The 25,356-nt window shown below is 54.6% G+C and carries 24 protein-coding genes; 17 read left to right on the forward strand and 7 right to left on the reverse strand.

Going from position 1 to position 25,356, the window contains the following annotated elements:
- Window positions 1-317: 317 nt before the first annotated feature.
- The 7 genes from ACHZB8_RS21890 (at window position 318) to ACHZB8_RS21920 (ending at window position 6,744) form a co-directional block, all read left to right on the forward strand.
- On the forward strand, window positions 318-1,667 hold the full coding sequence (locus ACHZB8_RS21890; RefSeq protein WP_316863436.1) for a Na(+)-translocating NADH-quinone reductase subunit A: 1,350 nt from the start codon (window positions 318-320) through the stop codon (window positions 1,665-1,667).
- Between the two features lie 3 nt (window positions 1,668-1,670).
- Window positions 1,671-2,879, forward strand: a complete 1,209-nt coding sequence (locus ACHZB8_RS21895; protein WP_316863438.1) for an NADH:ubiquinone reductase (Na(+)-transporting) subunit B — start codon at window positions 1,671-1,673, stop codon at window positions 2,877-2,879.
- Window positions 2,872-3,687, forward strand: coding sequence for a Na(+)-translocating NADH-quinone reductase subunit C (locus ACHZB8_RS21900; protein WP_316863440.1), 816 nt, complete (start codon window positions 2,872-2,874; stop codon window positions 3,685-3,687). Before ACHZB8_RS21895 ends, ACHZB8_RS21900 begins: the two co-directional genes overlap by 8 nt.
- Window positions 3,687-4,346, forward strand: a complete 660-nt coding sequence (locus tag ACHZB8_RS21905) for an NADH:ubiquinone reductase (Na(+)-transporting) subunit D (RefSeq protein ID WP_316863441.1) — start codon at window positions 3,687-3,689, stop codon at window positions 4,344-4,346. Before ACHZB8_RS21900 ends, ACHZB8_RS21905 begins: the two co-directional genes overlap by 1 nt.
- 2 nt (window positions 4,347-4,348) lie before the next feature.
- Complete coding sequence (gene nqrE, locus ACHZB8_RS21910) at window positions 4,349-4,957, forward strand: NADH:ubiquinone reductase (Na(+)-transporting) subunit E (RefSeq protein ID WP_316863442.1); 609 nt, start codon at window positions 4,349-4,351, stop codon at window positions 4,955-4,957.
- 13 nt (window positions 4,958-4,970) lie between these two features.
- Window positions 4,971-6,191, forward strand: a complete 1,221-nt coding sequence (gene nqrF / locus ACHZB8_RS21915; protein WP_316863444.1) for an NADH:ubiquinone reductase (Na(+)-transporting) subunit F — start codon at window positions 4,971-4,973, stop codon at window positions 6,189-6,191.
- 229 nt (window positions 6,192-6,420) lie between these two features.
- Complete coding sequence (locus tag ACHZB8_RS21920; protein ID WP_316863445.1) at window positions 6,421-6,744, forward strand: hypothetical protein; 324 nt, start codon at window positions 6,421-6,423, stop codon at window positions 6,742-6,744.
- Window positions 6,745-6,891: 147 nt separating this feature from the next.
- On the opposite strand, the gene ACHZB8_RS21925 is transcribed toward ACHZB8_RS21920, so the two are convergent.
- From ACHZB8_RS21925 to gcvP, 3 genes are all read right to left on the reverse strand, one after another.
- A complete protein-coding gene (locus tag ACHZB8_RS21925; protein ID WP_316863446.1) occupies window positions 6,892-7,314 on the reverse strand; it encodes a GFA family protein in 423 nt (140 codons plus the stop codon).
- A gap of 330 nt (window positions 7,315-7,644) precedes the next feature.
- Window positions 7,645-7,884, reverse strand: coding sequence for a hypothetical protein (locus ACHZB8_RS21930; protein WP_316863447.1), 240 nt, complete (start codon window positions 7,882-7,884; stop codon window positions 7,645-7,647).
- 255 nt (window positions 7,885-8,139) lie between these two features.
- Entirely contained in the window at window positions 8,140-11,007 is a 2,868-nt protein-coding gene (gcvP, locus tag ACHZB8_RS21935) for an aminomethyl-transferring glycine dehydrogenase (protein WP_316863449.1), read from the reverse strand.
- A gap of 335 nt (window positions 11,008-11,342) precedes the next feature.
- On the opposite strand from gcvP, the gene ACHZB8_RS21940 reads away from it, so the two are divergent.
- Entirely contained in the window at window positions 11,343-12,020 is a 678-nt protein-coding gene (locus ACHZB8_RS21940; RefSeq protein WP_316863450.1) for a cupin domain-containing protein, read from the forward strand.
- A 58-nt stretch (window positions 12,021-12,078) separates the two neighbouring features.
- On the opposite strand, the gene ACHZB8_RS21945 is transcribed toward ACHZB8_RS21940, so the two are convergent.
- Entirely contained in the window at window positions 12,079-13,077 is a 999-nt protein-coding gene (locus tag ACHZB8_RS21945; protein ID WP_316863452.1) for a DUF4424 family protein, read from the reverse strand.
- 144 nt (window positions 13,078-13,221) lie between these two features.
- Entirely contained in the window at window positions 13,222-13,992 is a 771-nt protein-coding gene (locus ACHZB8_RS21950) for a tellurite resistance TerB family protein (RefSeq protein WP_316863454.1), read from the reverse strand.
- A 306-nt stretch (window positions 13,993-14,298) separates the two neighbouring features.
- On the opposite strand from ACHZB8_RS21950, the gene ACHZB8_RS21955 reads away from it, so the two are divergent.
- From ACHZB8_RS21955 to ACHZB8_RS21965, 3 genes are all read left to right on the forward strand, one after another.
- Complete coding sequence (locus ACHZB8_RS21955) at window positions 14,299-14,541, forward strand: hypothetical protein (protein ID WP_316863456.1); 243 nt, start codon at window positions 14,299-14,301, stop codon at window positions 14,539-14,541.
- 114 nt (window positions 14,542-14,655) lie between these two features.
- Window positions 14,656-14,835 (forward strand): hypothetical protein, encoded by a 180-nt coding sequence (locus tag ACHZB8_RS21960; RefSeq protein ID WP_316863458.1) that lies wholly within the window; start codon window positions 14,656-14,658, stop codon window positions 14,833-14,835.
- 286 nt (window positions 14,836-15,121) lie between these two features.
- Window positions 15,122-15,991: a LysR substrate-binding domain-containing protein gene (locus tag ACHZB8_RS21965; protein ID WP_316863460.1), complete on the forward strand. Its 870-nt coding sequence runs from the start codon at window positions 15,122-15,124 to the stop codon at window positions 15,989-15,991.
- A 105-nt stretch (window positions 15,992-16,096) separates the two neighbouring features.
- On the opposite strand, the gene ACHZB8_RS21970 is transcribed toward ACHZB8_RS21965, so the two are convergent.
- Window positions 16,097-16,507 carry a hypothetical protein gene (locus ACHZB8_RS21970; RefSeq protein WP_316863462.1) on the reverse strand — a complete coding sequence of 137 codons (411 nt, stop codon included), beginning with the start codon at window positions 16,505-16,507 and terminating at the stop codon, window positions 16,097-16,099.
- Here ACHZB8_RS21970 and ACHZB8_RS21975 point away from each other — a divergent pair.
- The 3 genes from ACHZB8_RS21975 to ACHZB8_RS21985 all read left to right on the forward strand — a co-directional run bounded on the left by ACHZB8_RS21975 (window position 16,506) and on the right by ACHZB8_RS21985 (window position 20,353).
- Entirely contained in the window at window positions 16,506-17,723 is a 1,218-nt protein-coding gene (locus ACHZB8_RS21975; RefSeq protein WP_394706246.1) for a 2-aminoethylphosphonate--pyruvate transaminase, read from the forward strand. The two genes, ACHZB8_RS21970 and ACHZB8_RS21975, sit on opposite strands and share 2 nt — an antisense overlap.
- Window positions 17,724-17,802: 79 nt before the next feature.
- On the forward strand, window positions 17,803-18,576 hold the full coding sequence (phnX, locus tag ACHZB8_RS21980; protein WP_316863463.1) for a phosphonoacetaldehyde hydrolase: 774 nt from the start codon (window positions 17,803-17,805) through the stop codon (window positions 18,574-18,576).
- A gap of 232 nt (window positions 18,577-18,808) precedes the next feature.
- Complete coding sequence (locus ACHZB8_RS21985) at window positions 18,809-20,353, forward strand: sulfatase-like hydrolase/transferase (RefSeq protein ID WP_316863464.1); 1,545 nt, start codon at window positions 18,809-18,811, stop codon at window positions 20,351-20,353.
- A 106-nt stretch (window positions 20,354-20,459) separates the two neighbouring features.
- Here ACHZB8_RS21985 and ACHZB8_RS21990 read toward each other — a convergent pair whose 3' ends face one another.
- Entirely contained in the window at window positions 20,460-21,266 is an 807-nt protein-coding gene (locus tag ACHZB8_RS21990; protein WP_316863466.1) for a metallophosphoesterase, read from the reverse strand.
- 807 nt (window positions 21,267-22,073) lie between these two features.
- On the opposite strand from ACHZB8_RS21990, the gene ACHZB8_RS21995 reads away from it, so the two are divergent.
- The 3 genes from ACHZB8_RS21995 to ACHZB8_RS22005 all read left to right on the forward strand — a co-directional run bounded on the left by ACHZB8_RS21995 (window position 22,074) and on the right by ACHZB8_RS22005 (window position 25,305).
- The gene (locus tag ACHZB8_RS21995) at window positions 22,074-22,892 is read left to right on the forward strand and encodes a DeoR/GlpR family DNA-binding transcription regulator (protein WP_316863467.1); all 819 of its coding nucleotides are present in this window, start codon (window positions 22,074-22,076) and stop codon (window positions 22,890-22,892) included.
- Complete coding sequence (locus tag ACHZB8_RS22000; protein WP_316863469.1) at window positions 22,889-23,956, forward strand: ABC transporter ATP-binding protein; 1,068 nt, start codon at window positions 22,889-22,891, stop codon at window positions 23,954-23,956. The genes ACHZB8_RS21995 and ACHZB8_RS22000 overlap by 4 nt, the downstream gene beginning before the upstream one ends.
- A gap of 68 nt (window positions 23,957-24,024) precedes the next feature.
- A complete protein-coding gene (locus ACHZB8_RS22005; RefSeq protein WP_316863471.1) occupies window positions 24,025-25,305 on the forward strand; it encodes an ABC transporter substrate-binding protein in 1,281 nt (426 codons plus the stop codon).
- Window positions 25,306-25,356: the final 51 nt, after the last annotated feature.

Here is a 25,356-nt window from a genome sequence, read left to right on the forward strand (position 1 = left end):
AACTTGACCATTGAGGCACATCGTGCTGAAACTATGGATGTCTGCCTTATTATGCATCATGTCGGCCTAGTTGAGCCGTTCTTTGACTGAAGTCAAGGTTTTTTAACTGGTTTGCCTCATGAACTAGTAAGGATGGCGGGGGAAAATTGCCTCATTTAATCGATTAAAAATTGCGACCAATGGCAAAAGCGGGCCATCTCGTCGCAAATGCACTTGAATTGTTTTCTTTCCCTCGTTAGCAAAGAACCGTGTTAGGACTACACCGTATATGATTAGGCGCGAGGGGCGCCGGGAAACTCATTCAGTCAAGGTATGCTATGAAGCTAAAAAAAGGATTGGATCTGCCGATTACAGGCGCTCCTGTCCAGACCATTCATGAAGGGCCAAAAATAACCAAAGTGGCAGTGAATGGTAGGGACTTCATCGGCCTAAAGCCCAAAATGCTTGTTGCTGAGGGGGACAAGGTCAAGAAGGGTCAACCTCTCTTTTTGCACAAAGCGTCCGAAGACGTGTTTTATGTGGCACCCGGTGCCGGAACCATCGTGGCCATCAACCGTGGCGAACGCCGCGTGCTTGAGACCATCGTGATCGCACTGGACGATGTCGAGGAAGAAGTCACCTTCGAGACGACAGCCGCCGACAAGCTGAGCGCGATGCCGCGTGAAACAGTGCAAAAACGCCTTTATGAAAGCGGGCAGTGGACCTTCTTCAAGACAAGGCCATACTCGTATGTGCCGCTTCAGGACACAGTGCCTCATTCCATTTTCGTCACCGCCATGGACACCGATCCACTGGCCGCAGATCCGGCGGTTGTCATCGCCGAGAATGACAAGGCCTTTACCGCCGGTGTCGATGCCATCTCGAATCTGACGGACGGACATGTCTATGTCTGCCATGCACCGGAAGCCAAAATGCCCGGTGTGACATCCGAGAAGGTCGTCTTCGAAACCTTCGAAGGTCCTCATCCGGCTGGCCTTGCTGGCACGCATATCCATTTCCTCGATCCGGTCAGCGCGAACAAGACCGTCTGGTCCATCTCCTATGCAGACGTGATTGCAATCGGCAACCTGTTCCTTACCGGCAAGATCGATACAGATCGGGTCATCTCGCTCTGTGGTCCGCTTGCCACCAACCCGCGACTTGTTAAAACCCGCGCGGGTGCCTCAACCGACGAACTGACCGCAGGCGAAATCGAAACTGGCATTGACTGCCGCGTGATTTCCGGTTCGGTCCTTTCCGGCGTCAAGGCCGAGGAGCAATTTGCCTTCCTTTCCCGGTCATCCCGTCAGATCACCCTGATCGAAGAGGATCACAAGCAACGCATTCTGGGCTGGGGCTACCCGTCCATGAATTACTGGTCCTTCAACAACGTGCATCTGTCATCCCTGCTTGGTGGCGACAAGAAATTCGCGTTCGGAACGAACCAGCGCGGTGGTCGGCGTGCCATGGTACCGTTTGGCTCCTATGAGCGCGTCATGCCGATGGATGTCCTGCCAACCCAGTTGTTGCGTGCCTTGCTGACGCTGGATACGGACTTGTCCCAGAAGCTGGGTGCTTTGGAACTGGATGAAGAGGATCTGGCACTGTGTACCTTCATCTGTCACTCGAAATATGAGTATGGCGAAGCACTTCGCGCCAATCTCGTCAAAATCGAAAAAGAGGGCTAAGCCTTGGGTCTGCGCAATTTCTTCGACAGCATTGAGCCGCATTTCCACAAAGGCGGCAAGCTGGAACGGTATTTCGCCCTTTACGAAATGGTGGAATCCTTCATCTACACACCTAAGTCGGTGACAAGAGCCGCGCCTCATGCGCGCGACGACATCGATCTGAAACGTGTCATGTCCTATGTGGTGATTGCCACATTCCCATGCATTCTGATGGCCCTTTACAATACCGGCTATCAGACCAACCTGGCGATCCAGTCCATGGGCCTCACCGAGGTTGAGGGCTGGCGTGCATGGATCCTGACGGCGCTCGGCATCGGCTTCAACCCCGACAGCATTTTCGCGTGCCTTGCGCACGGGGCGCTCTACTTCCTGCCAATCTATATTTTCACATTGGCAGCGGGCGGCGTCGTGGAAGTGATCTTCGCGATTGTCCGGGGCCATGAGATCAACGAAGGCTTCTTCGTTACATCCATGCTCTATGCGCTGATCGTTCCGGCATCCACCCCCTTGTGGATGGTCGTTCTGGGCATCATCTTCGGCGTCCTGATGGGCAAGGAAGTGTTCGGCGGCACCGGCAAGAACTTCCTCAACCCGGCTCTGGTTGGCCGTGCCTTCCTCTATTTCGCCTATCCGGCCGCAATGTCCGGTGATGCGATCTGGACCCCGGTCGATGGCTTCACCGGCGCAACCGCCCTCGGGGTGACCGCGCTGCAAGGCCATGAGGCCCTTTCCGGTATCGGCCTTTCCTGGTGGGATGCCTTTATCGGCATCATGCAAGGCTCTATGGGTGAAACCTCGGCGCTGGCCTGCCTTATCGGTGGCGTCATGCTGGTGGTCACACGCATTGCCAACTGGCGTCTGATCGCTGGCTGTGTAGCCGGTACGGTGGCTTTCTCCGCTTTGCTGAATCTCATCGGCTCTGACACCAACCCGATGTTCTCCATGCCATTCTGGTGGCACATGGTGCTTGGTGGCTGGGCATTCGGTCTTGTCTTCATGGTGACCGAACCTGTTTCCGCCGCTCACACGCAGGCTGGCCGTTTCTGGTACGGTTTCCTGATAGGCTTCATGGTCATCATGATCCGCGTCATCAACCCTGCTTTCCCGGAAGGCATGATGCTCGCGATCCTGTTCGGCAACATCTTTGCGCCGCTCATCGATTATTTCGTTGTTCGCGCCAACATCAAGCGGAGGGCTGCACGCAATGCCTGAGGCAACTGAAAAGAAAATGGGACCATGGGGTCGTTTTCTGGCAATGCCAGCCGACAACCCGGTTAAAACGGTGATCGTCGCTGTTGTCCTGTGCCTGTTCTGCTCCATGATCGTGTCCGCCGCCGCAGTGGCGCTAAGACCGGTTCAGGCTGAAAACAAGGTTCTGGACAAACGCCGCAACATTCTCGAAGTGGCAGGGCTCTACAAGCCCGGTATCGATGTTACCGAAACCTTCAACGAGAAAGTCGAGCCACGTCTGGTGGATGTCGAAGCCGGCACCTTCTCCGATGCCGCCGATCCGGCAACCTATGACCAGCGGGCGGCCTCCAAGGATCCGGCACGCTCAATCGGTCTTGACGATGATCCGGCAAGTATCGGCCGCATGGCCAAGCTCGCAAGTGTCTATATCATTCGCGATGACCAGGGCGGGATCGAAAAGATCATCCTGCCGGTTCACGGCTATGGCCTGTGGTCGACCATGTATGGTTTTGTCGCCCTGAAGGCCGATGGCAACGAAGTGGCCGGTTTCCAGTTCTATGAACAGGGTGAAACACCGGGCCTTGGTGCCGAGGTTGATAACCCGCGCTGGAAAGCCCAGTGGCCGGGCAAAAAGATCTATGGTGACGATGGCAAGGTCAAAATTGCCGTTTCCAAACAGGTGCCGAACGCAGACACGGCAAGCTATCACATCGATAGCCTGGCGGGCGCTTCCCTGACCAGCCGCGGGGTCGATAACCTCATTCATTTCTGGATGGGCGAGAAAGGCTTCAAGCGGTTCCTTGATAATCTGAAAGCGGGGACAGTCTAATGTCAGAACCAAGCAGAAAAACAATGCTGGTCGACCCGTTGGTCGACAATAACCCGATCACACTACAGGTTCTGGGCATCTGTTCAGCCCTCGCTGTGACCTCATCCCTGAAGGTCGCCTTCGTCATGGCCTTGTCCGTGACGCTGGTGACAGCCTTCTCGAACCTCTTCATCTCGGTCATTCGCAACCACATTCCGAACAATATCCGTATCATCGTTCAGATGGTGATCATCGCCTCGCTGGTGATCCTGGTTGATCAGATCCTCAAGGCCTATGCCTACGAGATTTCGAAAACCCTTTCGGTTTTCGTCGGCCTGATCATTACCAACTGTATCGTGATGGGGCGCGCTGAAGCCTATGCCATGAAAAACCCGCCAATCGAGAGTTTCCTCGACGGGATTGGCAACGGCCTTGGCTATTCGCTCATCCTGATGATGGTTGGTGTGGTTCGCGAACTGTTTGGTTCCGGGTCGCTGTTCGGTATCACCATTCTGCCGACGGTCAACAATGGTGGCTGGTATGTGCCAAACGGACTGCTGCTGTTGCCACCAAGTGCCTTCTTCATCATCGGCCTGATCATCTGGGCCTTCCGGACCTGGAAGCCGGAACAGGTGGAAGCGCGCGACTTCTCCATCATTGAACAAGAGGGAGGCCACTGATCATGGAAGGTCTTATTTCTCTTGCGGTCAAGGCGATCTTCATTGAGAACCTGGCACTGTCCTTCTTCCTCGGCATGTGTACCTTCCTTGCCGTTTCCAAGAAGATTGAAACGGCAATCGGTCTGGGGATCTCGGTGACCGTGGTGCAAGCCATTACCATTCCGGCCAACAACCTGATCCTGACTTTCCTTCTCAAGGACGGCGCCCTGAGCTGGCTGGGACTTGAAAATGTCGATCTCACATTCCTTGGTCTCATCTCCTATATCGGCGTGATCGCCGCCATGGTGCAGATCCTGGAAATGATCCTCGACCGCTTCTTCCCCGCGCTCTATCAGGCGCTGGGCATCTTCTTGCCGCTGATCACGGTGAACTGTGCGATCCTTGGTGGCTCGCTCTTCATGGTGGAACGCGATTACAACTTCGCTGAGAGTACCGTTTACGGCGTGTCCTCCGGCCTTGGTTGGGCCCTTGCTATTACCGCGATGGCGGGTGTGCGCGAGAAGCTGAAATATTCCGACATTCCCGCAGGCCTGCAAGGGCTGGGGGTCACCTTCATCACCGCAGGGTTGATGGCCATGGGCTTCATGGCTTTCTCCGGCGTGAAACTGTAAGGGAGGCGATACAATGCAAGAATTTGCCCTGGGCATTACCTTCTTTACGCTGATCGTGCTGGCGCTGGTGTTCCTGATCCTTTATGCCCGCAAGCATCTGGTTTCGACCGGTAATGTCAATATCACCATCAACGGCGAGCGTACAATTTCCGTTCCCGCTGGTGGCAAGCTGCTCGGTGTTCTGGCCGGTCAGAAAATCTTTGTTCCGTCTGCCTGTGGCGGTGGGGGCACCTGTGCCCAGTGCCGGTGCAAGGTTCTGGAAGGCGGCGGCTCGATCCTGCCAACCGAAGAGACCCACATCACCAAGCGTGAAGCACGTCAGGGGGATCGTCTTTCCTGTCAGGTTGCGGTCAAGCAGGACATGGTCATCGAAGTGCCTGAAGAGGTCTTCGGTGTCAAGAAATGGGAATGCACTGTCCGCTCGAACGAGAATGTGGCGACCTTCATCAAAAACCTGGTGCTGGAGCTGCCTGAAGGTGAGGATGTCAAATTCCGCGCCGGTGGGTATATCCAGATCGAGGCCCCTGCTCATGAAGTTGCCTACAAGGATTTCGACATCGAGGAGGAATATCGCGAAGATTGGGACAAGTTCAATCTCTGGCAATATGTCTCCAAGGTCGATGAGCCGGTAGAGCGTGCCTATTCCATGGCCAACTATCCGGAAGAAAAAGGCCTCATCATGCTCAATGTGCGTATCGCTTCGCCCCCTCCGGGCATGCCAAACGTCCCTCCTGGCAAGATGTCGTCCTATATCTTCAACCTCAAGCCCGGTGACAAGGTCACCATTTCCGGTCCGTTCGGCGAGTTCTTTGCCCGCGACACCAAGAAGGAAATGGTCTTCGTCGGCGGTGGTGCCGGTATGGCCCCTATGCGCTCGCACATCTTCGACCAGCTCAAGCGGATCCATACCGACCGCAAGATCACTTTCTGGTACGGTGCGCGCTCCAAACGTGAAATGTTCTTCGTGGAAGACTTTGACGAACTGGCAGCGACTAACCCGAACTTTACCTGGCACGTGGCTCTGTCCGACGCTCTGCCTGAGGATGATTGGGACGGTTACACCGGCTTCATTCACAATGTGCTCTATGAGCATTATCTGAAGACACACGAAGCACCGGAAGACTGCGAATATTACATGTGCGGTCCTCCGATCATGAACCAGTCCGTGATCAACATGCTGCTTGATCTTGGCGTTGATCGCGAAGACATCATGCTTGACGATTTCGGCGGCTAGACAGCGCCAAACCTGTCGAGAATTCAAAAAGGCCGGGGCATTGCTGCTCCGGCTTTTTCATGTCTGAGGCATGGTTTTCTGATGCATGGGTTTAGGGCCTTACCGAGGCTTTTCAAGCCAAAGCGCCCCGACCAAGGCACTACGGCTGTAGCTCTCAACAGGGCCGCGAATATATGCGATAATGTTTCTGTCCAGAAACAAATCAAACTTGACGTCTGGGAGGAGCAAGATGTTTGTAAAAGCAATAATCGGCGCTCTTGGACTTGGCGCCCTGATGCTCGCCACAAGTCCGGCATATGCAATCGGTGTTGGAGAATGCGCTGTTCGGGCCTATAGCGGAAATCGCGGCATCGATGAGGTGAGGGTGCTGCGCAGCCGGACAGGAAGCTACAATCGCGAAGTCTGCGGTTACTATGTGGGCGATTACCATGTCAGAAAGATCCATGAATGGCGCAATAAAAGCTATTGCGTCTGGATCATGTGTCGCTCGGGCAGCGGTCGATATGGGCAATGCAATCTGAGCGGATATAACTGCCGGCCTGCCAATTTCTGATCTGACCATGACAAACACCGTCTCCGCAACGCCTCAAATGATGTTGCGGAGAGGAGAGGGATTGTGCTCGCACTTGCCTGAAAGGACGTGGCGCGGCACGACAATGTGCCTTGCCGTTATCAGCCCCGTGTTCGAGATCTTGCTGCGTTACGATTTCTCGAACCGCAGCACTCCGGCAAGCCTGTTTTTGCCGTCCGTATCATTGGGATGGTTGACCCCGTCATGCACCGGGATTTCGGCAAAGTCGAACGGGCTGACCCCTTCAATGCAGGCGACATTGATCCCATACTCGTTGGGGTTCGAGCGCCGCTTGTGATGGGTATAGATACCGCATTTGGAACAGAAATAATGCTCGGCGGTCATCGTGCCAAACTGGTAGAGTGTCAGAAACTCTTTGCCTTCCAAGAAGTCAACCCCGTCCAGCGGAGCCGATACGGCTGCCGCCCCGCGCATCCGGCATATCGAGCAGGTGCAGCGTCGCGGCGCATTGGGGGCCTCGCACAGCCGAACACGAAACTTTACCGAGCCGCAATGGCATGATGCATTATATGTCTGCCCAGGAACAAGCATGTCCTTCCCCTCTCTTCTGATGGAACCGGTGCAGTGTGAAAGCTGAAAGGGCGTCTGGCAAGGGCAAAAGACCAGTTGGCACCGGCAAGGCAGGTAACACAAAGGAGGGTAACACTAAGGCGGGCAATACAATGGCGGGCGAAAAGCCACCCGCGATCTCTCACGCTTGCTTGCGGCATGAAGAACCGGCCTGAGGGTCGTGACAGGAGGGCCACTCACGGCTTCGTGGGACACCAGACTATGGAGACGCGTCGCGATCACCCGCAGAGGGAACAGTCAAAGGTGAGTAAGGGTCACCCACTCGAAGCAGTCAATTAGTCGAGTCTAATATTAGGCAGCGTCTTCTATAATTTTTTCAATGGCTTGCATAAGAACTGGAAAGTCGAATTCCACATTTCCCTGCCGTACTTTTTCGCGGCCGATACTATAGGCAAGAATTTGTGCGTCGAGTGTTCCCTGAGTTGCAGTCTGCTCTTTAAGATCGTAGCTAAGGGGCAGAATAGCTTCAGAGTCTATTGCAATTTCACGGGCAAGTTGAAAAAGTTCGATCTCTTTTTCATTGGAAGTCATTTGGGTCTCCTACTTTTGTAGAAGAATAATTAGGTTTTTTTGTCAGAAATTCCATCCGTATTTGTTAAAAAAGCGATTTTTTGCACTGCAAAATAACAGGTTTTTGCAGGTAAAAGCCGTTGTTTAGCGGAATTGGGCGTCATTGGAAGAAAAAAAGACCCGACTATTAGTCGTGCTTGACATAATAGCCGGGTCTCTTGAAGGGCGTAATCTGCAAGTGAAACAACAGTTCGCACCTGCATCAAAGCTCAGGACTTATGCGTCTTCCTCTTGGTAGACATCCATTGGCGGACAGGTGCAAACCAGATGCCGATCACCATAGGCGTTGTCCACCCTGTTGACGGGTGGCCAGTATTTGTCGATCTCAAAGGCCCCGGCAGGGAAGCAGCCTTGCTTGCGGCTGTAAGGCCGGTTCCAGCTGCCAACCAGATCCCGCACCGTGTGTGGTGCATTTTTCAGCGGATTGTTGTCCCGATCAATCTCGCCATCCTCAATGGCCTGCGCCTCGGCACGGATATCGAGCATCGAGGCAATGAAGCGATCAAGTTCGGCTTTCGGCTCGGATTCCGTCGGCTCCACCATCAGGGTTCCCGCGACCGGCCAGCTCATGGTTGGCGCATGGAAGCCATTGTCCATCAGCCGCTTGGCGATATCGTCGACCGTGACCCCACAGCTATCATGCAACGGTCGGGTGTCGAGAATGCATTCATGCGCTACGAGGCCCCTGTCGGACTTGTAGAGGGTTTCAAAGGCGCCCTTGAGGCTGACAGCGATATAGTTGGCATTCAGGATCGCCACCTTGGTCGACTGCGTGAGGCCCGCTCCGCCCATCAACAGGCAATAGGCCCAGCTGACCGGCAGGATGGACGGCGAGCCGAAGGGGGCCGCCGATACCGGCCCGATGGCGGCGTTACGCTCCGGATGTCCCGGAAGGAAGTCTGCCAGATGCGACTTGACCCCGATCGGCCCCATGCCCGGTCCGCCACCGCCATGGGGAATGGAGAAGGTCTTGTGCAAGTTGAGATGGCTGACATCGCCACCAATCTCGCCCAGTTTGGCCAGCCCGACCAATGCATTCATGTTGGCCCCGTCAATATAGACCTGCCCGCCGAATTCGTGGGTGATGGCACAAACCTGCTGCACAGTCTCTTCAAATACCCCATGCGTTGAGGGGTAGGTGATCATCGAGGCCGCCAGCTCGTCGGCATATTGCTCTGCCTTGGCGCGGAAATCGTCAAGGTCGATGTCGCCATTCTCTGCCGATTTGACCGGCACGACCTTGAAGCCTGCCATCTGGGCCGAGGCGGGATTGGTGCCATGAGCGGAGGTCGGAATAAGGCAGATATGACGATGCCCTTCACCGCGTGCCTTATGATAGTTGCGGATGGTGATGAGGCCCGCATATTCCCCTTGAGCACCGGAGTTGGGCTGCTGGGAGATCGCGTCATAGCCGGTTATCTGGCACAGCTTGGCATTGAGATCCTCGATCATTTCCTTGTAACCAAGGGCCTGATCTTCGGGCACGAACGGATGCAGATTGGCAAATTCCGGCCAGGTAATCGGGATCATCTCGATCGTGGCATTGAGCTTCATGGTGCAGGAGCCAAGCGGAATCATCGCCCGGTCAAGCGCCAGATCGCGGTCCGCAAGGCGGCGCATATAGCGGGTGATCTCTGCTTCGGCTCGGTTGAGATGGAAAATCTGATGGGTGAGATAGTCCGTTTCACGCAGGTTGCTGGTCGGCAGACGGTATTGAACGTCTTCCTCGCGCGCATGTTCATCAGCGCCGTAGACGAGGGTGCCGCCAAAGCTCTTCCAGACGGCCTCAACCGTTTCCGGTCTGGTCTGCTCATCAAGGCTGATGCCGATTTTGCTCGCGCCCACTTTGCGCAGATTGATACCGTTGGCAACGGCAGCATTCATGATGACGCCCTGTAGCGCGCCAACCTCGACAGTGATGGTGTCGAAAAACACGTCCGGCTCCACCTTGAAGCCGAGTTTCTCCAGCCCGTCCGCAAGGCGAACCGTGCGGCGATGGACATATTGCGCAATGGCCTTGATGCCATCTGGCCCGTGATAAACCGCATACATCGAGGCAATCACCGCCAGAAGGGCTTGCGCTGTGCAGACGTTGGAGTTGGCTTTCTCGCGGCGGATATGCTGCTCGCGGGTCTGGAGTGAAAGACGATAGGCCTTGCGGCCACGGCTGTCGATGGTCACGCCAATGATGCGGCCAGGCATGGAGCGTTTATAGGCGTCCTTGCAGGACATGTAGGCCGCATGTGGTCCGCCATAACCCAGGGGCACACCAAAGCGTTGGGTCGATCCCACAGCAATGTCAGCTCCCATCTCGCCGGGGGATTTCAACAGCGCCAGCGCCAGCGGGTCGGCGATCACGATCCCGAGTGCCTTGTTTTCGTGCAGGGCGGCCATGGTTCCGGTGAAGTCGCGCACATGACCATAGGTGCCCGGATATTGGAAAATCGCGCCGAACACCTCGGATGGATCAAGCTCTTCGGGCGCACCGATCTTGAGATCCAGACCAAGCGGCTCTGCCCGCGTTTCGATCACCGCGATGGTCTGGGGGTGGCAGTTCTCATCGACAAAGAACAGATTGGCCTTGGATTTCGAGGCCCGCTTGGCCATGGTCATCGCTTCTGCTGCGGCTGTGGCTTCATCAAGCAAAGATGCGTTGGCAATCTCAAGACCCGTCAGATCAGATACCATGGTCTGGAAGTTGAGAAGAGCCTCAAGCCGACCCTGACTGATTTCCGGCTGATAAGGCGTATAGGCCGTATACCATGCGGGATTTTCAAGAATATTGCGCAGGATGACCGGTGGAGTTGTGGTACCATAATAGCCCTGACCGATCAGCGATGTGAGCACCTTGTTCTTGTTCGCCACCTGACGCATGCGGTGCAGGGTGTCGCCTTCTGTCAGAGCGCCGCCCCATCTCAGTGGTTGCTTTTGACGAATGGAGGGCGGGACCGTGGCATCAATCAGCTCATCAAGGGTGGAAAATCCGATCACCTTGAGCATCTCCGCCATCTCCAAAGGCGAGGGGCCGATATGGCGCCGGTTGGCAAAATCATAAGCTTCATAATCGGTGAGTTTGAAAGTCATTGCCCATTCCTTATCGTCTTGCCTCTCTTTGCCGTCATGGTGGCAGTCCGGGAGGCGATTTCCAAGGGAAACGAACGGCTGGTATCGTAAAAGAAACAGGCGAAAAGACCAGAATGCCGCTGATTCCTGAGGTCATTACTATGTTGTGTTTCTTATAAGGGAAATTTCCACTTTGTGCAATATTGTGTTATGAAGAGGACGGTTGCTCGGTTGAAAGAGAACAGCTTTCATCTCCCGTGGCTGACCGCATCACGCAACAGCGTGGATTTGCTCAAAAGGTAGGGCTTTTTGCATGCCATTGAGGCAAGGAAGAAAGAGACGGAAGGAACAGATCCATGGGTGATCTTGAACGCGGTGAAACAGGGGCGATTGAGAGCCTACAGGAAGACATGTCCGTCACCGAAGCGATTCCGGCGCCATCCGCTCCCGCGCTTGCCAATGCACCCTCCGCACCGGGCATGGACGAATTGGGGCAAATGGTTCGCGATGCGCGCAAGAAAAAGGGCTGGACCCTTGAGGAAACCGGCCGCCATGCCGGTATTGGCCGCTCCACCTTGTCCAAGATCGAAAATGGCCAGACCAGTCCGGGATTTGATATCGTAAGACGCCTGACACAGGCGCTTGAGCTTGAGACGCCGAACCTGTTCTTGCAAACCGCCAAGAGCGACCTGTCCGGCCGTCGCGACGTAACGCGCAAAGGGGAGGGGGAGCAAAAGCTTACGGCCACCTACAGCCACGAGCTGTTATGCAATGAGCTGACCAGCAAATCGATGCTGCCCTATGTCAGCACCATAAAGGCCCGCGATATTTCCGACTTTGGCGACTGGATACGCCATCGCGGCGAGGAATTCATGTATGTGCTTTCCGGCGAATTGGAACTGCATACCGAGCATTACCGCCCCCTGGCCATGAAGACAGGGGACAGCGTCTATTATGATAGCTCCATGGGCCATTGCTGCGTTTCAACAGGTGATGAAGAGGCTGTCGTTCTCTGGGTCAGCCTGGAGCGCTGACACCAAGACAAGGCACAAGCGCTGAGATGACCCCGGAAATGGCGCATTGGTCCCTTGTCTATTCACCCTGACTTTCGGGCTGTTTGAAAAACAGAATGTCGAGATCCTGATCGGGAACAAAGTCCTTGGCACGGAATTCGAACTCTGTTGGCGCAATTTTGCGGATGTCATTGATGCAGAGTGAGACCAGATCGCCCGGTGCTCCCTTGTCGATGACGAGACGGAAGTCACCGATAGGCCCCATCCAGTTGTTGGCGGTTTGAAGAATATATTTCAACTCATCCACCTCCGCGTAAGTGTTGCCCGACTGAATGATCTTGTTGCGCATGGATTGAATGAAGCCATCATCGGGGCAGAAACGTTCAAGTTGAGCGGGATCTTCATACTCCGTCGAATAGAAGCTCGACCCCACGACCGGTTGATAGGCGTGATCAATGATGGTGCGGCTTTTCGCAGGGAAGGTCTGCCACCAGTGGTAAATGGTCTGCATTTTCCAGTTGGTGCCGTAGAAATCGACGCCGGGTTCCCAGTCGATCAATCCCTTGTCGGCAAGGATCCTGCGATTGGCTTCCGGCATTTTTTCCAGCCGGTCATAATAGTCGGGCGAAAAGCGGCTGAGCGGCAGACCACTGGCCAGAATGTCATCGGTGAAATCAACGCCGTTGACGGTCAGTTTGATTTCGATCTCCGGCTTGATGGCAACGCCGTTGGCTGTCACTGAAAAATTGAGGAAATTGATGGGGTCGTCCGATTGGACAGAATACTGGGCGTCCGGAAAGGAGTCGATCTCCGGCACCGGAAAGGCCACGAGAGTTTTGATGTCATAATCGGCTGTGTTGACAAACTCATAGTGGATCCGGATCTGGTCCGCACTGATATAGAGATCCTCGACATCAAGGGAAATACTGTAATTCTCGGTGAGCCGAATGCCACCCGCTTCCAGTAGCGCCGTTGAATCATTGGCGCTTGCGCGCTCACTCGTCATGCATGACAAGAGAAGGGCGGCAGAAAAAACAAAATGAACCGGACGGGATTGCTTGAAAACAGACTGAAGCATCGTGACCTCTCAGGCACTGGATGATGAATTGAAAATCCTACATCCAGATTATAGCGCCGAGGGGCCTCGTGAGCCAGTTCTGAAACGGACTAGCTCATTTTGAGTGAGTCTGACAAAAGCGGCCGCCAGAGCCGCGCAGCCCTATTAATCTGCCACGTCATTCATGGTCTGGTGCAGGTGTTCTGCCAACGCAGGTTCGATCCCGAGGCGGGCCGCAAGCATTGCCAGATAGGCTTGCTCCGATGGGTTGTCGGGGTCTATCGCCATCACGGACGCCAGATAGATCTGCATGGCCTGCTCTTTGGTCTGCGCCTGCGACACCAGACTGTCGATATCAAGCGGTTTGCTGAGCTGGTCCAGCAAAAAGGCCTTTTCTTCGGCGCTGAGTTTCTCTTCGCCAATTTTCTCGAAAATGGCCTTCTGTTCCTCCGCATCGATCTGGCCGTCGGCTTTGGCGGCTGCAATCATCGCGCTGACAAGTGTCGCTCCGAAACCGGAGGCCCGCTCTGTCATTTCGTTGATCTCGAAGCCGGATCCCATGGGCACCACGGGCACATGGGTTTCGACCTGTGGCACACCTTCAGGAACATGCAGGCTGGCCGGAATGGACTTTGGATCACTGCCCACCTTGCCATCAACGATTGGAACACCTGCGGTCTTGCCCTGATAATCCGAATAGGCCTTGTAGGCGAGACCGGCAATCAGCGCGAGCCCGCCATAAGTGGAGGCATTTTTTGCAAATTTGCGCCCGCCCTTGGTGCCAAGGACCAGACCGGCAAGGCTGCCTGCAATGGCGCCCCCGCCTATGCCGCCGGCGTTTTTCTCAAGATAGGACGTGCCGCGTCGCAACAAATCATCCGCGTCGATTGATGAGGATCCCAGAAATTCACCGATGATTTTTGATGCGTCAAACACGCTGCGCCCCCCTGAATTTGAAAGAATTGGAAAGTGAGAAATAAAGAATATAGGCGAGCCACATCTCTTGGCAAGATGGTTATCAGTGAGGGCACCGGCTTTTGGGATCAACAGAGCCGTCGCAAGGCCGCAGGATTTAGGGGCGGAGGCTTGTGACGCAAGGGCAATCGGCCAAAAGCATAGTTGCAACAAGATTGAAATAACGATAGCAACGACGAACTGGCGTCCTGCTCTGACCTGAAAGAGGACGTTTGCCGCAGGCGTGCCAGCACTAAAGCCCCCTCGCACGCCAATTCAGGAGCCTACATGTTCAAGATCCTTGATCAGATCTCTTTCCCGACATTGTTGATCGCCTGCTTGACGCTGGGTCTGGCTCCCTTCGTTCCCGAGCCCCACATTTGGCAAAAACTGAAGATGCTCACCTCTGGTACCCTGTCGCGGCCGATCGATATTTTCGACCTCCTGTTTCACGGATTGCCCTGGCTTTTGATGCTCATGAAATTTTTTCGAGATGCACTTGTAAAAACAGACAAGGACAATCACATATAGCCGGAAATATTCCGTGACCGACTTTGCGTGAACACGTGATTTACAGAGTCTGACCCGGATGACATCGGTTTGTTTTGCATTGATGCAAGATGAGTCGATTTGCTTGAAATTGGTATGGCAAAACTCGACGATCACGAAAATGTGCCGGGTAAAAACCTCTTCGAAAGACGAGCCAAAATAATTCTCCACAAGCTTCGGATTGATGGTTCGCAAAATATCGGCAACAATTTTGGGCTGAGCTGTAAGAAAAAATACCTGTTAGACGAGAGCAAACGTTTAACTGAATTCGAATGAACTGGTCGGTACATAACCTTATCGTCGTAACAGTCTTTTTGCCATTTAGTCGCAAAAACTCCTGATTGTGACAACTTGAATGGTACATTTTCACCGGTTTGGTAGTCTTCGACCTGTGTTTCCAGTCCAATATCTAAATCTCTAAATTTATTACGGATACACAATGAATATTTCTGAGCGTGTCTGTGATAGCTGCGTTGGAATGGCTACGAGCGTCTACGGGCTTGTCATTTGATTGTCATCTGTGATCCACTAGATTTCTGGTAGCGACGAATGGGTTTTGGGAATGAAATTATCAATCAATCAGATGCGGGCTGTCGAGGCAGTCGTGCGCACCGGCAGCTTTTCTGCCGCTGCAAAGGAGCTGGGCATTTCACAGCCCTCTGTTTCAAATCACTTATCTGCTCTTGAGAAGCACTATCACACATTGCTGATTCATCGGAATGGCCGACAAGCTGAACCGACTGCGACATGCCGGGAAATTCTGTCCCGCATCCGGTCCGTTCTGGCCATGACAGACGAGATCGAGTTGGCGCTGGAGGGGCGGCGACGCCTGCAAGTGGGGTCTTTGCGGCTTGGCTATTCAACTTATCAGTTTGCAATGCCAATCCTTTCACGCTTCATGCAGGGCTTCCCCGATGTGGACATTGAAGCTCGGGACATGGCTTCCAATGATCTGATTCCCTTGCTGCTTGATGGCAAGCTGGACGTCATTTTCATAACTGCCAAGGCACAACCTGACGTGATGCATACGCTCAAGATCAGAACCGAGCGGATTGTGCTTGTTGTACCGAAAGGCCATCCGTTTGAAATGAAGGGCCTCGTGAGCTGGCAGGATGTCGCCACGCAATCACTCGTACAGCGGGAAACCAGTTCCGGTACCAGAAGCCTGTTCGAGCAAGCCGCCGCAAAGGCCGGTGTCACTCTGAACACCGTTCTGGCTCTCGGCTCTTGGGGGGCGATTGTGAGCACGATTCAGTCGGGAATGGGCATCGGTGTGGCCATGGAGGGCGAAGTCCTTCCGTCCAATGATCTGGTGACGGTTCCTGTTGATGATGACGACCTGACAGTATCTCACTATTTGGCTTGCCTGCCCGAGATGCAACATGTCGCGGCAATCGATGCCATGTTCAAAGCTGTTGAGCCAAGAGGGTAATCGATTAATGTATAACGCCGAACTTATACATATAATTACAAGTTATAATTATCGGAAATTCATAAAACTGTAAAATAGATAAATTACTCAAGGTCAGGTTTCTGGCTACCCGGAAAGGGATGCTCCGATTTTCTGGTTGGGACCTGTTTGTCCCAGCCCCATTGAGGAAGCGTGACCATTCTCCGGTGTGGCTGGATAGGTATCTCTGTGTGCGTGACTGTCTGTCAGGAACCTGACTTCGCAAAGCGGACCTGTCAAACCGCTCTGAATCTGGAGCGGGATGACGGGCGTCCGTAAATGACGTCTGTTGTCAAATTGCGCAAGTCGAGGCGCTTCTGTCTCTATCGCCAACACACCGGTACCGAACTGATAGGCGGATGTATAGAGGTCTATACATCCGGATGAATGTGCCGTGATTTCTGTCGGTTTTGCATGCCAAAGCACAATCAAGATGACGGGAACAGGGCGAGATGAGGCAAAAGGCCTGAATTCGAGTTCAAGGAACCAGACAGTCATGATGTTGGACGAGCAAAACGAGAGCGAACAGCCTTTGCATGCAAATGGCTTGGCCGATCCGAAAATGGGCGAGCCTTTTCTGCTGACGCCCGGACCGCTTACAACCTCTTATGCAGTCAAGGCGGCAATGCTGAAAGATTGGGGCAGCTGGGATGCTGACTTCCGGGCGATGACCGCCGAGCTGCGCACCCGGTTGCTCGATCTTCTCGGAGAAGGCAAGGCAGATTTTGAATGTGTGCCGATCCAGGGGTCCGGTTCCTATCTGGTCGAGGCGATGCTCGGCACCCTGCTGCCCGAAGAGGGCAAGATTCTGATTTTGGCAAATGGGGCCTATGGCCTGCGCGCCGCAAAAACGATGGACTATATCGGTCGTGCCTATCATCTTCTGGACAAGGGCGACTATCTGCCACCGCGCGGAGACGAAGTCGCCGAGATCCTTGCCAAGGATCCCGATATCACCCATGTCCTTGCAATCCATTGCGAAACAAGCTCGGGGATTCTCAATCCGATCGCCGAGATCTCCGCAGCAACCTATGCTGCGGGGCGCAAATTGCTGATCGATTCCATGTCCGCATTCGGAGCCATCCCGGTTGAGCCATCCGAGATCCGTTTCGAGGCTCTGGTGTCTTCGGCCAACAAATGCATCGAAGGGGTGCCCGGTTTCGGCTTTGCTCTGGTCCGGCGTTCTGAACTCGTGGCGTCGAAAGGCAATTGCCATTCACTGAGCCTCGATCTTCATGCCCAGTGGGAAAATATGGAGAAAAGTGGCCAGTGGCGCTTCACTCCGCCCACCCACGCCGTGGCGGCCTTCCTCAAGGCCCTCACGGATCATGAAGCCGAAGGGGGCATAAAGGCGCGCGGTGCACGCTACGCAAGGAACCGGGACGTCATGGTCGCTGGCATGAGAGACCTTGGCTTTGAAACCCTGCTTGATGAGCGTTGGCTGTCGCCGATTATCGTGACTTTCTTCTGCCCGGAAGACGAAAAGTTCCGGTTTGAAAGTTTCTATGAGCTGATGAAAGCCAGGGGCTTCATCATCTATCCGGGAAAATTAACCATCGTGGACAGCTTCCGCATCGGCTGCATCGGCCAGATGGACGAAGCCATCATGCTGCGTGTCGTCAAGGCAGCAAGGGAATGCCTTGAGGTGCTGGGGGTCCGTTCCGCAGCCCCGCCACAAGCAGCCTTTGAAGAACGCAAGACGCTGAATGCCTGACCCATGCCGTTGCAGCGGGCAAGAGAGTAAAGTCCGGCAAAAGATATGGCGAAGGCAGACAAGAAAGAAAGGATTGAGGATGACCGACATCAAGGCTGTTGTCTTTGACTGGGCTGGAACCCTCGTTGATTTTGGCTCTTTTGCACCAATGGGTGTCTTTGTCGAATGCTTCAGGCAATTTGGCATCGAAAGCTCGATTGAGCAGGCTCGCGCCCCCATGGGACTGCCCAAATGGTCTCATATTCGCACCATGTTGGATGATCCCGACATTGCCCGCCAATGGCAGGAGAAATATGGCAAGGCCCCGGTCGATGCCGATGTTGACGAGATCTACAAGATTTTCGTGCCGATGAATGAAAAGGTTGCCGCAGACTATGCCGATCTGGTTCCCGGTGCGCTTGAGACCATTCGCTATTTGCGAGATCGCAAAATCAGGATTGGCTCGACCACGGGTTACACACGCTCGATCATGGAGCATGTTCTGCCCATCGTCAAAGAACAGGGGTTTGTGCCGGACAATCTGATTTGCTCCGATGATCTTTCCGAAGGGCGTCCGGGGCCGTTGGGCATGTATCAGACCTTCGTGGATCTGGCGGTCTATCCGCCATCCGCTGTCATCAAGGTGGATGATACGGTGCCTGGCCTTCAGGAAGGTGTTGCCGCTGGCTGCATCGCGGTCGGGTTGGCGCTTTCGGGCAATTTCGTTGGTAAGACGCCGGATGAGCTGGCTTTGATGTCTGAAAGCGAGATCGACACCCTTCGCCGTGCGGCTACGAAAATGCTCAAGGATGGTGGCGCAGATCATGTCATTGATACGGTTGCCGATCTGCCTGCACTGATCGAGCGCTTTTAGGCTCGCATTTTGCCCACACTGCGCATCAGCTTGTGGGCAAAAGACAAAATTTGGCAAAGCTGTCACAGGAATCAGCTTTGCTACGCCACAGAGCCTTCTTGTCACAAGCGGGCAAGGCAAACATGATCATTTGACGCTCTGACACTGTGACCTGGTGAACAAGTGATCGCGCATTTTGATCCCTTTGGCTCACCCCGAGCGGATCTGGCAAAAGACTACGTGAGGCCCTTCAATGACCCGTCCCAACATCATTCTTATAACAGCGGACCAATGGCGCGGCGATTGTCTGGGAAGCATGGGCCATCCTACCGTCAAGACGCCCAATCTGGATGCGCTGGCGGCGGATGCGGTGGCTTTCAGAAATCACTATTGCACCACCGCCCCCTGTTCACCCTCGCGGGCCTCGCTCTATACCGGCCTTTACCAGATGAACCACCGCGTGGTGCAGAATGGTGCTCCCCTTGCCGACCGCTTCGACAATATCGCCAAAGCAGGGCGCAGGGCAGGCTACAGGCCGACCCTGTTCGGCTATACCGACACCGCACTGGACCCGGCTGGACGCGACCCGAGCGATCCGGCATTGACCACTTATGAAGGCATATTGCCGGGCATGGAAGCTGGCCAGCTGCTGCTTGAGGATTACAAGCCATGGGTTAGCTGGCTCAAGGAGCGCGGCCATTCCATCGAGGACAGGACACAGCTTCATATCCCGGAAATGGAAGCGGGCGAGCGGGTGTCCCTCAAGGCTCCTTTCTTCAGCAAGGATGAAACGCAGGCCGCTTTCCTCATCAACAAGATGGAAAACTGGCTTGACGAGCGGGAAGGGGAAGACAATCCCTTCTTTGCCCATCTGTCTTTCATCGCACCCCATCCGCCTTTCATCGTGCCCGAGCCCTATAATGGCATGTATGACCCCAAGGCAAACGGCCCGGCCTATCAACGCCACAACAGCGCCGAGGAAGAAATGGCCGCCGATCCCTTCTCCGAGATGTTGATGAAGACCATCGGTGTGAATGGTTTCCTCACTTATGACGCCGAGGGCAATTACGGCTCGAATGATCTGGTCAAGGATTTGAGCGCCGATGACATCGACCGCATCAGGGCTATTTATTTTGGCATGATGTCCGAAGTCGACGATTGCATTGGTCAGTTGATCAATAGCCTCAAGCGGCGCGGCCTCTGGGAAAATACCCTTTTCATCTTCACCGCCGACCACGCCGAAATGATGGGCGATCACTGGATGATGGGCAAGGGCGGCTTCCACAAATCAAGCTATCATATTCCGCTCATTATTCGAGCCCCCGGCGGCGGACGCGGCGAGACCGTCGAAGCCTTCACCTCAAGCGCTGATGTGTTGCCAACCGTGCTCGAAATTCTGGGCCTTGAGGCGACCAACGCGCTTGATGGCACCTCGCTCATGGAACATGTTGATGGCAACCCGGTCTCAGGCTGGCGCGATGCTGCCTTCTACGAGTTTGATTTCCGCGGTCTGCGCGAAAGATATCCGGAGCTGAAGGCCCGCATGCGGCAGGAGGAATGCTCGCTGGCGGTGTTGCGCGACGAGAAATTCCATTATGTCCACATCCCGGGCTTCCCGGCTTTGCTCTATGATCTGGAGAAGGATCCCGATTGTCTCGCCAATGTCGCCGAGGAGGAGGCCTATTTGCGCACCCGCCTTGACTATGCCGAAAAGCTGCTGGCGGTTCGGGCCAGACATCTCGACGAAACCCTTGCCCGCTATCTCTTCACGCCCGAAGGCATGATCGCGACCGACTAGGGTGGCAAGGGGTGCTCCTTCCTGAAAATACAACGGTAATGGATCAGCCGAAAAGAAAGCCCGCCTCACGCGGGCTTTTTGCTTTATGCAATTGACCTTCTGCCCCCTAGAACACAAAGCGTTCCGAACGGTCTGTGAAATCATGCATATGGATCATCACCTGATCCGAGTTGGCCAGAACGATGCCATAGGCAGGGGCTTCGAAATTGCCATGCTGACCGCTGCCGGAACGCAGCAGTTCGAGCGAGACCTGATGGTTGAGCCCGCGCATGCAGGAGACCGATATCCCGCGCCAGTTGCCAAACACCACCCTGTGGGCATGACCGACAAAGATGTGCCGGATCCGATCCTTGTGCGGCTCAACGATCTCCCAAAAGGCCTCGGCATCCTCAAGCTTGCTGTCGTCTGTATCCGGAATGCCGATTTTGAAAGGCGGGTGGTGCATGAAAAGCATCACCGGCCCATCGGTTGCGCCCAAAACCCCTGAAAGCCACTTGCTCCGCTCTTCGCAATAGCGACCAGCGGAGCTGCCCTTGTGACTGGTATCCAGAAACAGGCACAGCCCGTAAGGCGTCCGCTTTGAGCCCTGTATGAAACCGCAATCGCATCTTTGGGCTTCGGGAAAATGGAACCGGAAAGTGCGTGTATCGTCATGATTGCCCATGAGAAGATGAGACGGAATCACAAGGCGCCGCAACTCTCGTGCAAAATTCTCATAGGCCGCATCGTCTCCATGGTGGGTCAGATCGCCGGTAATGACAACAAAATCAGCATCTTCGTGATCCCTGTTTATGCTGTCGATCGCCGCACGCAATTTGGTTGAAGGGCGCTCTCCATAGACGGTCTGGTCATTGCCAGCCACATGACAGTCCGTCATGTGAATGAATTTCAGCATCTCAGGATTCTTGTTCACGCAATTCCCTCCCGAATTCGGACTCTTCCCGATGGCTGAACGAGTTGCGCATTGTTCCTCGCAGGTCGCCTGTCGTCTGGGTCAAATCAAACTGGTGAATCGCAAACCGTCACTTTGTGTGAAACATCGGTCTGCAAGTCGCGCGACTATGCCGTTCGAAGATGACAGAATGATAATAAAACGACGACTCTTCGCTGAAAAACCACGAAAATCCGCACAAAGTGCGCGCATTTTGCCTCCATCCCGGTCGGTGAATGGAGGTTATCACTCTTTGTTGGTAATAATTCCAAAAATGCCCCGAAGAGAGAGTTCGTTTTGGTGTGAAATGTCCAGAACGGACGTCGCTCTTCCACCCCCATGCTCGGCTGAGTGCGCCCCATCGACTGGGCTGGCAATACGAGGGGTTCGAAGGCGCGTGCACCGTGTTGAGAGGCTCTTTGCGGCTGTCACAAATGCGCCATGTTCATTTGCGGCGTTGATGTTCATTTGAAAGCTGCATAGAAAATCAGAAATACAACAATGATGAGTAAAAACAAGTAGATACGGAAATTTGAAAAATTATCGATGTTCATTTTGGATTTCATTTGAATGTCACATAACGTTCAAATAGCTGAAATAATTGTTTCTTAACGTCTCCGAAAATTCAGATCATTCCTCCGAATTCACGCATCAAGCCGAAACGGCCGGCAACAGGGTTGGCGAGGGATTTTGCTCTGACGTCCAGAGAGTGTGGCCAATGCCGAGCCATTGTGCGCAATCGGGGCTTCAAGGCATCAGACACGAATAATTCGGAAACGGTAAACGGGCATGAAGCACTATAGTGATCGTCAAATGGAGATCATTCGAAAGGTCACCGAGAATGGGTTTTCGGCAATCGAAGCTCTGTCGGAGCATTTCGAGGTATCGACCCAGACCATTCGCCGCGATGTCAATGCCTTGTGCGAGCTTGGTGAGCTGCGCCGCGTCTGGGGCGGGGTCGAGCCACCGCCGGTTAGCGGCAACCTGCTTTATGCCAAACGCCGGATAATGAATGTCGCGGCAAAGCGTCAGATCGCCCGCGAAGTCGCACAATATATTCCCGATGGCAGCACAATTGCCCTGTCCATCGGTACCACTCCGGAAATGGTCATCGAGGCCCTTCAGGAAAAGGCGAACCTCAAGATCTTCACCAACAATCTGAATGTTGCCATGCAGGCAAGCGAACGTCATGACTGGTCCGTGACCATCGCTGGTGGTTCGGTGCGCCCCGGTGATCGGGACATTCTGGGGCTGGAGGTCGAGGCCTTCTTTGATCGCTTTGAAGTTGACTTCGGCATTTTCGGTGTCGCCGGGGTGACGCTGGATGGCGGTCTGCTGGACTTTTCCGAATCCGAGGTCGGGGCGCGACGCTCGATCCTCAAGAACTGCCGCACATCCTTTCTTGTCATGGATTTCTCAAAATTCGGACGCCCTGCTCATGTGCGGGGCGGGCATCTCTCTGATGTTACGAGCATTTTCTGCGACCGGCCCATCCCTGTGGATCTTGAGGACACACTTGGTCAGGCGCGACTCGTCATCGCCTCGGCGACCTCGCAAGAGGCGGACGATCTGCCCGGCCTCGCAGCCCAAAAGGAGGGCAAGTCATGAACGCTGTTCATCCGTCCCATCATGGCCGTTCCATCGAGCTGCATGACATCTCGAAACACTGGGATCAGACCAGGGCTCTCGATCAGGTCAATATCTCCATACCAGCAGGATCCTTTACGGCCTTGCTCGGCCCCTCCGGCTGCGGAAAGTCGACATTGCTGCGGATCATCGCCGGGCTGGAAACGGCGACCGAGGGGACCGTCAAGATTGGCAAGGAAGACGTAACGCGACGCCCGCCGGACAAGCGCGATCTGTCGATGGTGTTCCAGTCCTATGCCTTGTTTCCCCATCTCAATGTCGCCGAGAATATCATATTCGGCCTGAAAACCCGGCGTGAGCCGAAAAAGGCCAGAGCCGAGAAACTTCAGGCGGTTGCCGAACTCATGGGCCTTGAACAATTGCTGGATCGTAAGCCTGGAGAGCTTTCCGGTGGTCAGCAGCAGCGCGTTGCGCTTGCCCGCGCTGTCATCGCTGAACGGTCCATTTGTCTCATGGACGAGCCGCTTTCCAATCTCGATGCCAAACTGCGCCATGAAATGCGCATGGAGCTGCGCGCCCTGCAACAGAAACTCGGTTTCACCATGGTCTATGTGACCCATGATCAGGCCGAAGCCATCACCATGGCCGATCAGGTCGTGCTGCTCAATCAGGGACAGGTCGAGCAGATCGACACCCCGCGCTCCCTTTATGAAACTCCGCGAACGATCTTTGCCGCCCGCTTCATCGGCACGCCTCCGATGAGCCTGTTCGAGGCGTCGGTTCTGGGAGACATGGGCCAGCAACTGGAACGGGACGCCGACACAAAGCTGCTGGTCGGTCTACGTCCCGAGGCGGTTCGGCCCGCAAGCGAGGGTGCGCTCAAGGCCATTGTTTCAGCGGTGGAATATCTGGGTGCCGACACCATGCTCGACTGCAAGATTGATGGCGAACTGATCACCGTCCGCACCTCCGGGCGCGAAGACTTCACGCCCGGTTCGGAAATTGCGCTTTCCTTCGCATCTGAGGATTTGGCCTTGTTCGACAAGGCAACAGGTGCCCGTCTCATAAATCTCAAAACCGACTGAGGCGCTTCCGCCTCGGTTCCTAACCAAACCCATTGTCACAGTCACATACCATTAGAAGGTCCATAGACATGGCTTCCAAATTCTTGAAATCTGCAACAGTTGCAGCCCTTCTGTCCGCAGTCTCCATGCCAGCTCTGGCTGTTGATCTGCAATTCTACTTCCCGGTTTCCGTTGGTGGCAAAGCAGCTGACACCATTCAGGCCCTGACCGAAGAATATGTCAAAAACCACGATGATGTGAAGATCGATGCGATCTATGCCGGTTCCTACACCGATGCGCTCACCAAAGCCATCACCGCATCCCGCGGCGGCAAGGCGCCCCAGCTCTCGGTTCTGCTGTCCACCGACATGTATACGCTCATCGATCAGGATCTGATTGAGCCTTTCGATGATTTCGTTTCTGAAGAGGAAGGCAAGGAATGGTTCGGTTCCTTCTACCCTGCCTTCATGCTGAACAGCCAGACCGGTGGCAAAACCTACGGCATTCCCTTCCAGCGCTCCACGCCTGTCATGTACTGGAACAAGGAAGCCTTCAAGGAAGCCGGTCTCGACCCGGAAAAAGCACCAGCAACCTGGGAAGAAATGGTTGAATATGGCCATAAGCTGACCAAAAAGGACGACAATGGCAACGTCACTCAGTGGGGCCTGCGCATTCCGCTGGATGGCTTCCCATACTGGCTGTTCCAGGGTCTGTCCACGCCAGCCGGCGCAATCCTTGCCAACGCTGAAGGCAACGAGACCGATTTTGACAATCCAAAGGTTGTCGAAGCTCTCGAATTCCTGGTCAAAATGGCCAAGGAAGAAAAGATCATGGAAGAAGGCGTGACCGCCTGGTCTGCAACACCGAAAGCTTTCTTCGAGCGTGAAGCTGCCATGATCTGGACCACCACTGGTAACCTGACCAACATCCGCACCAACGCTCCTTTCGACTTTGGTGTTGGCTTCCTGCCAAAACACGAACGTTACGGCGCACCGACCGGTGGCGGCAACTTCGTTCTGTTCAAGGATGCCTCTGAAGAACAGAAAGCCGCAGCTGTTGACTTCGTGAAATGGATGTCCGAGCCGGAACAGGCTGCCGTCTGGTCCATCGCGACCGGCTATGTGGCTCCAAGCCCTGCGGCTTGGGAAACCGAAGCCATGAAAGCCTATGCAAAAGAAGTTCCTCAGGCTGCCGTTGCCCGTGACCAGCTCGAATATGCCGTTGCAGAGCTGTCCACCTACGACAACCAGAAAGTGACCAACTTCCTGAACGATGCGATCCACGCTGCTCTTGCTGGCGAGAAAAGCCCGGCAGATGCTCTGGCCGAAGCCCAGAAAAAAGCTGACCGCGTTCTGAAAAACTACCGTTAATCCAGACGGATTGCTTGCGAGGGGGGCTTTCTCCCCTCGCGTCCCTTTCAT

Origin of the sequence: uncultured Cohaesibacter sp., assembly GCF_963556055.3 — a bacterium.
Taxonomy (GTDB): domain Bacteria; phylum Pseudomonadota; class Alphaproteobacteria; order Rhizobiales; family Cohaesibacteraceae; genus Cohaesibacter.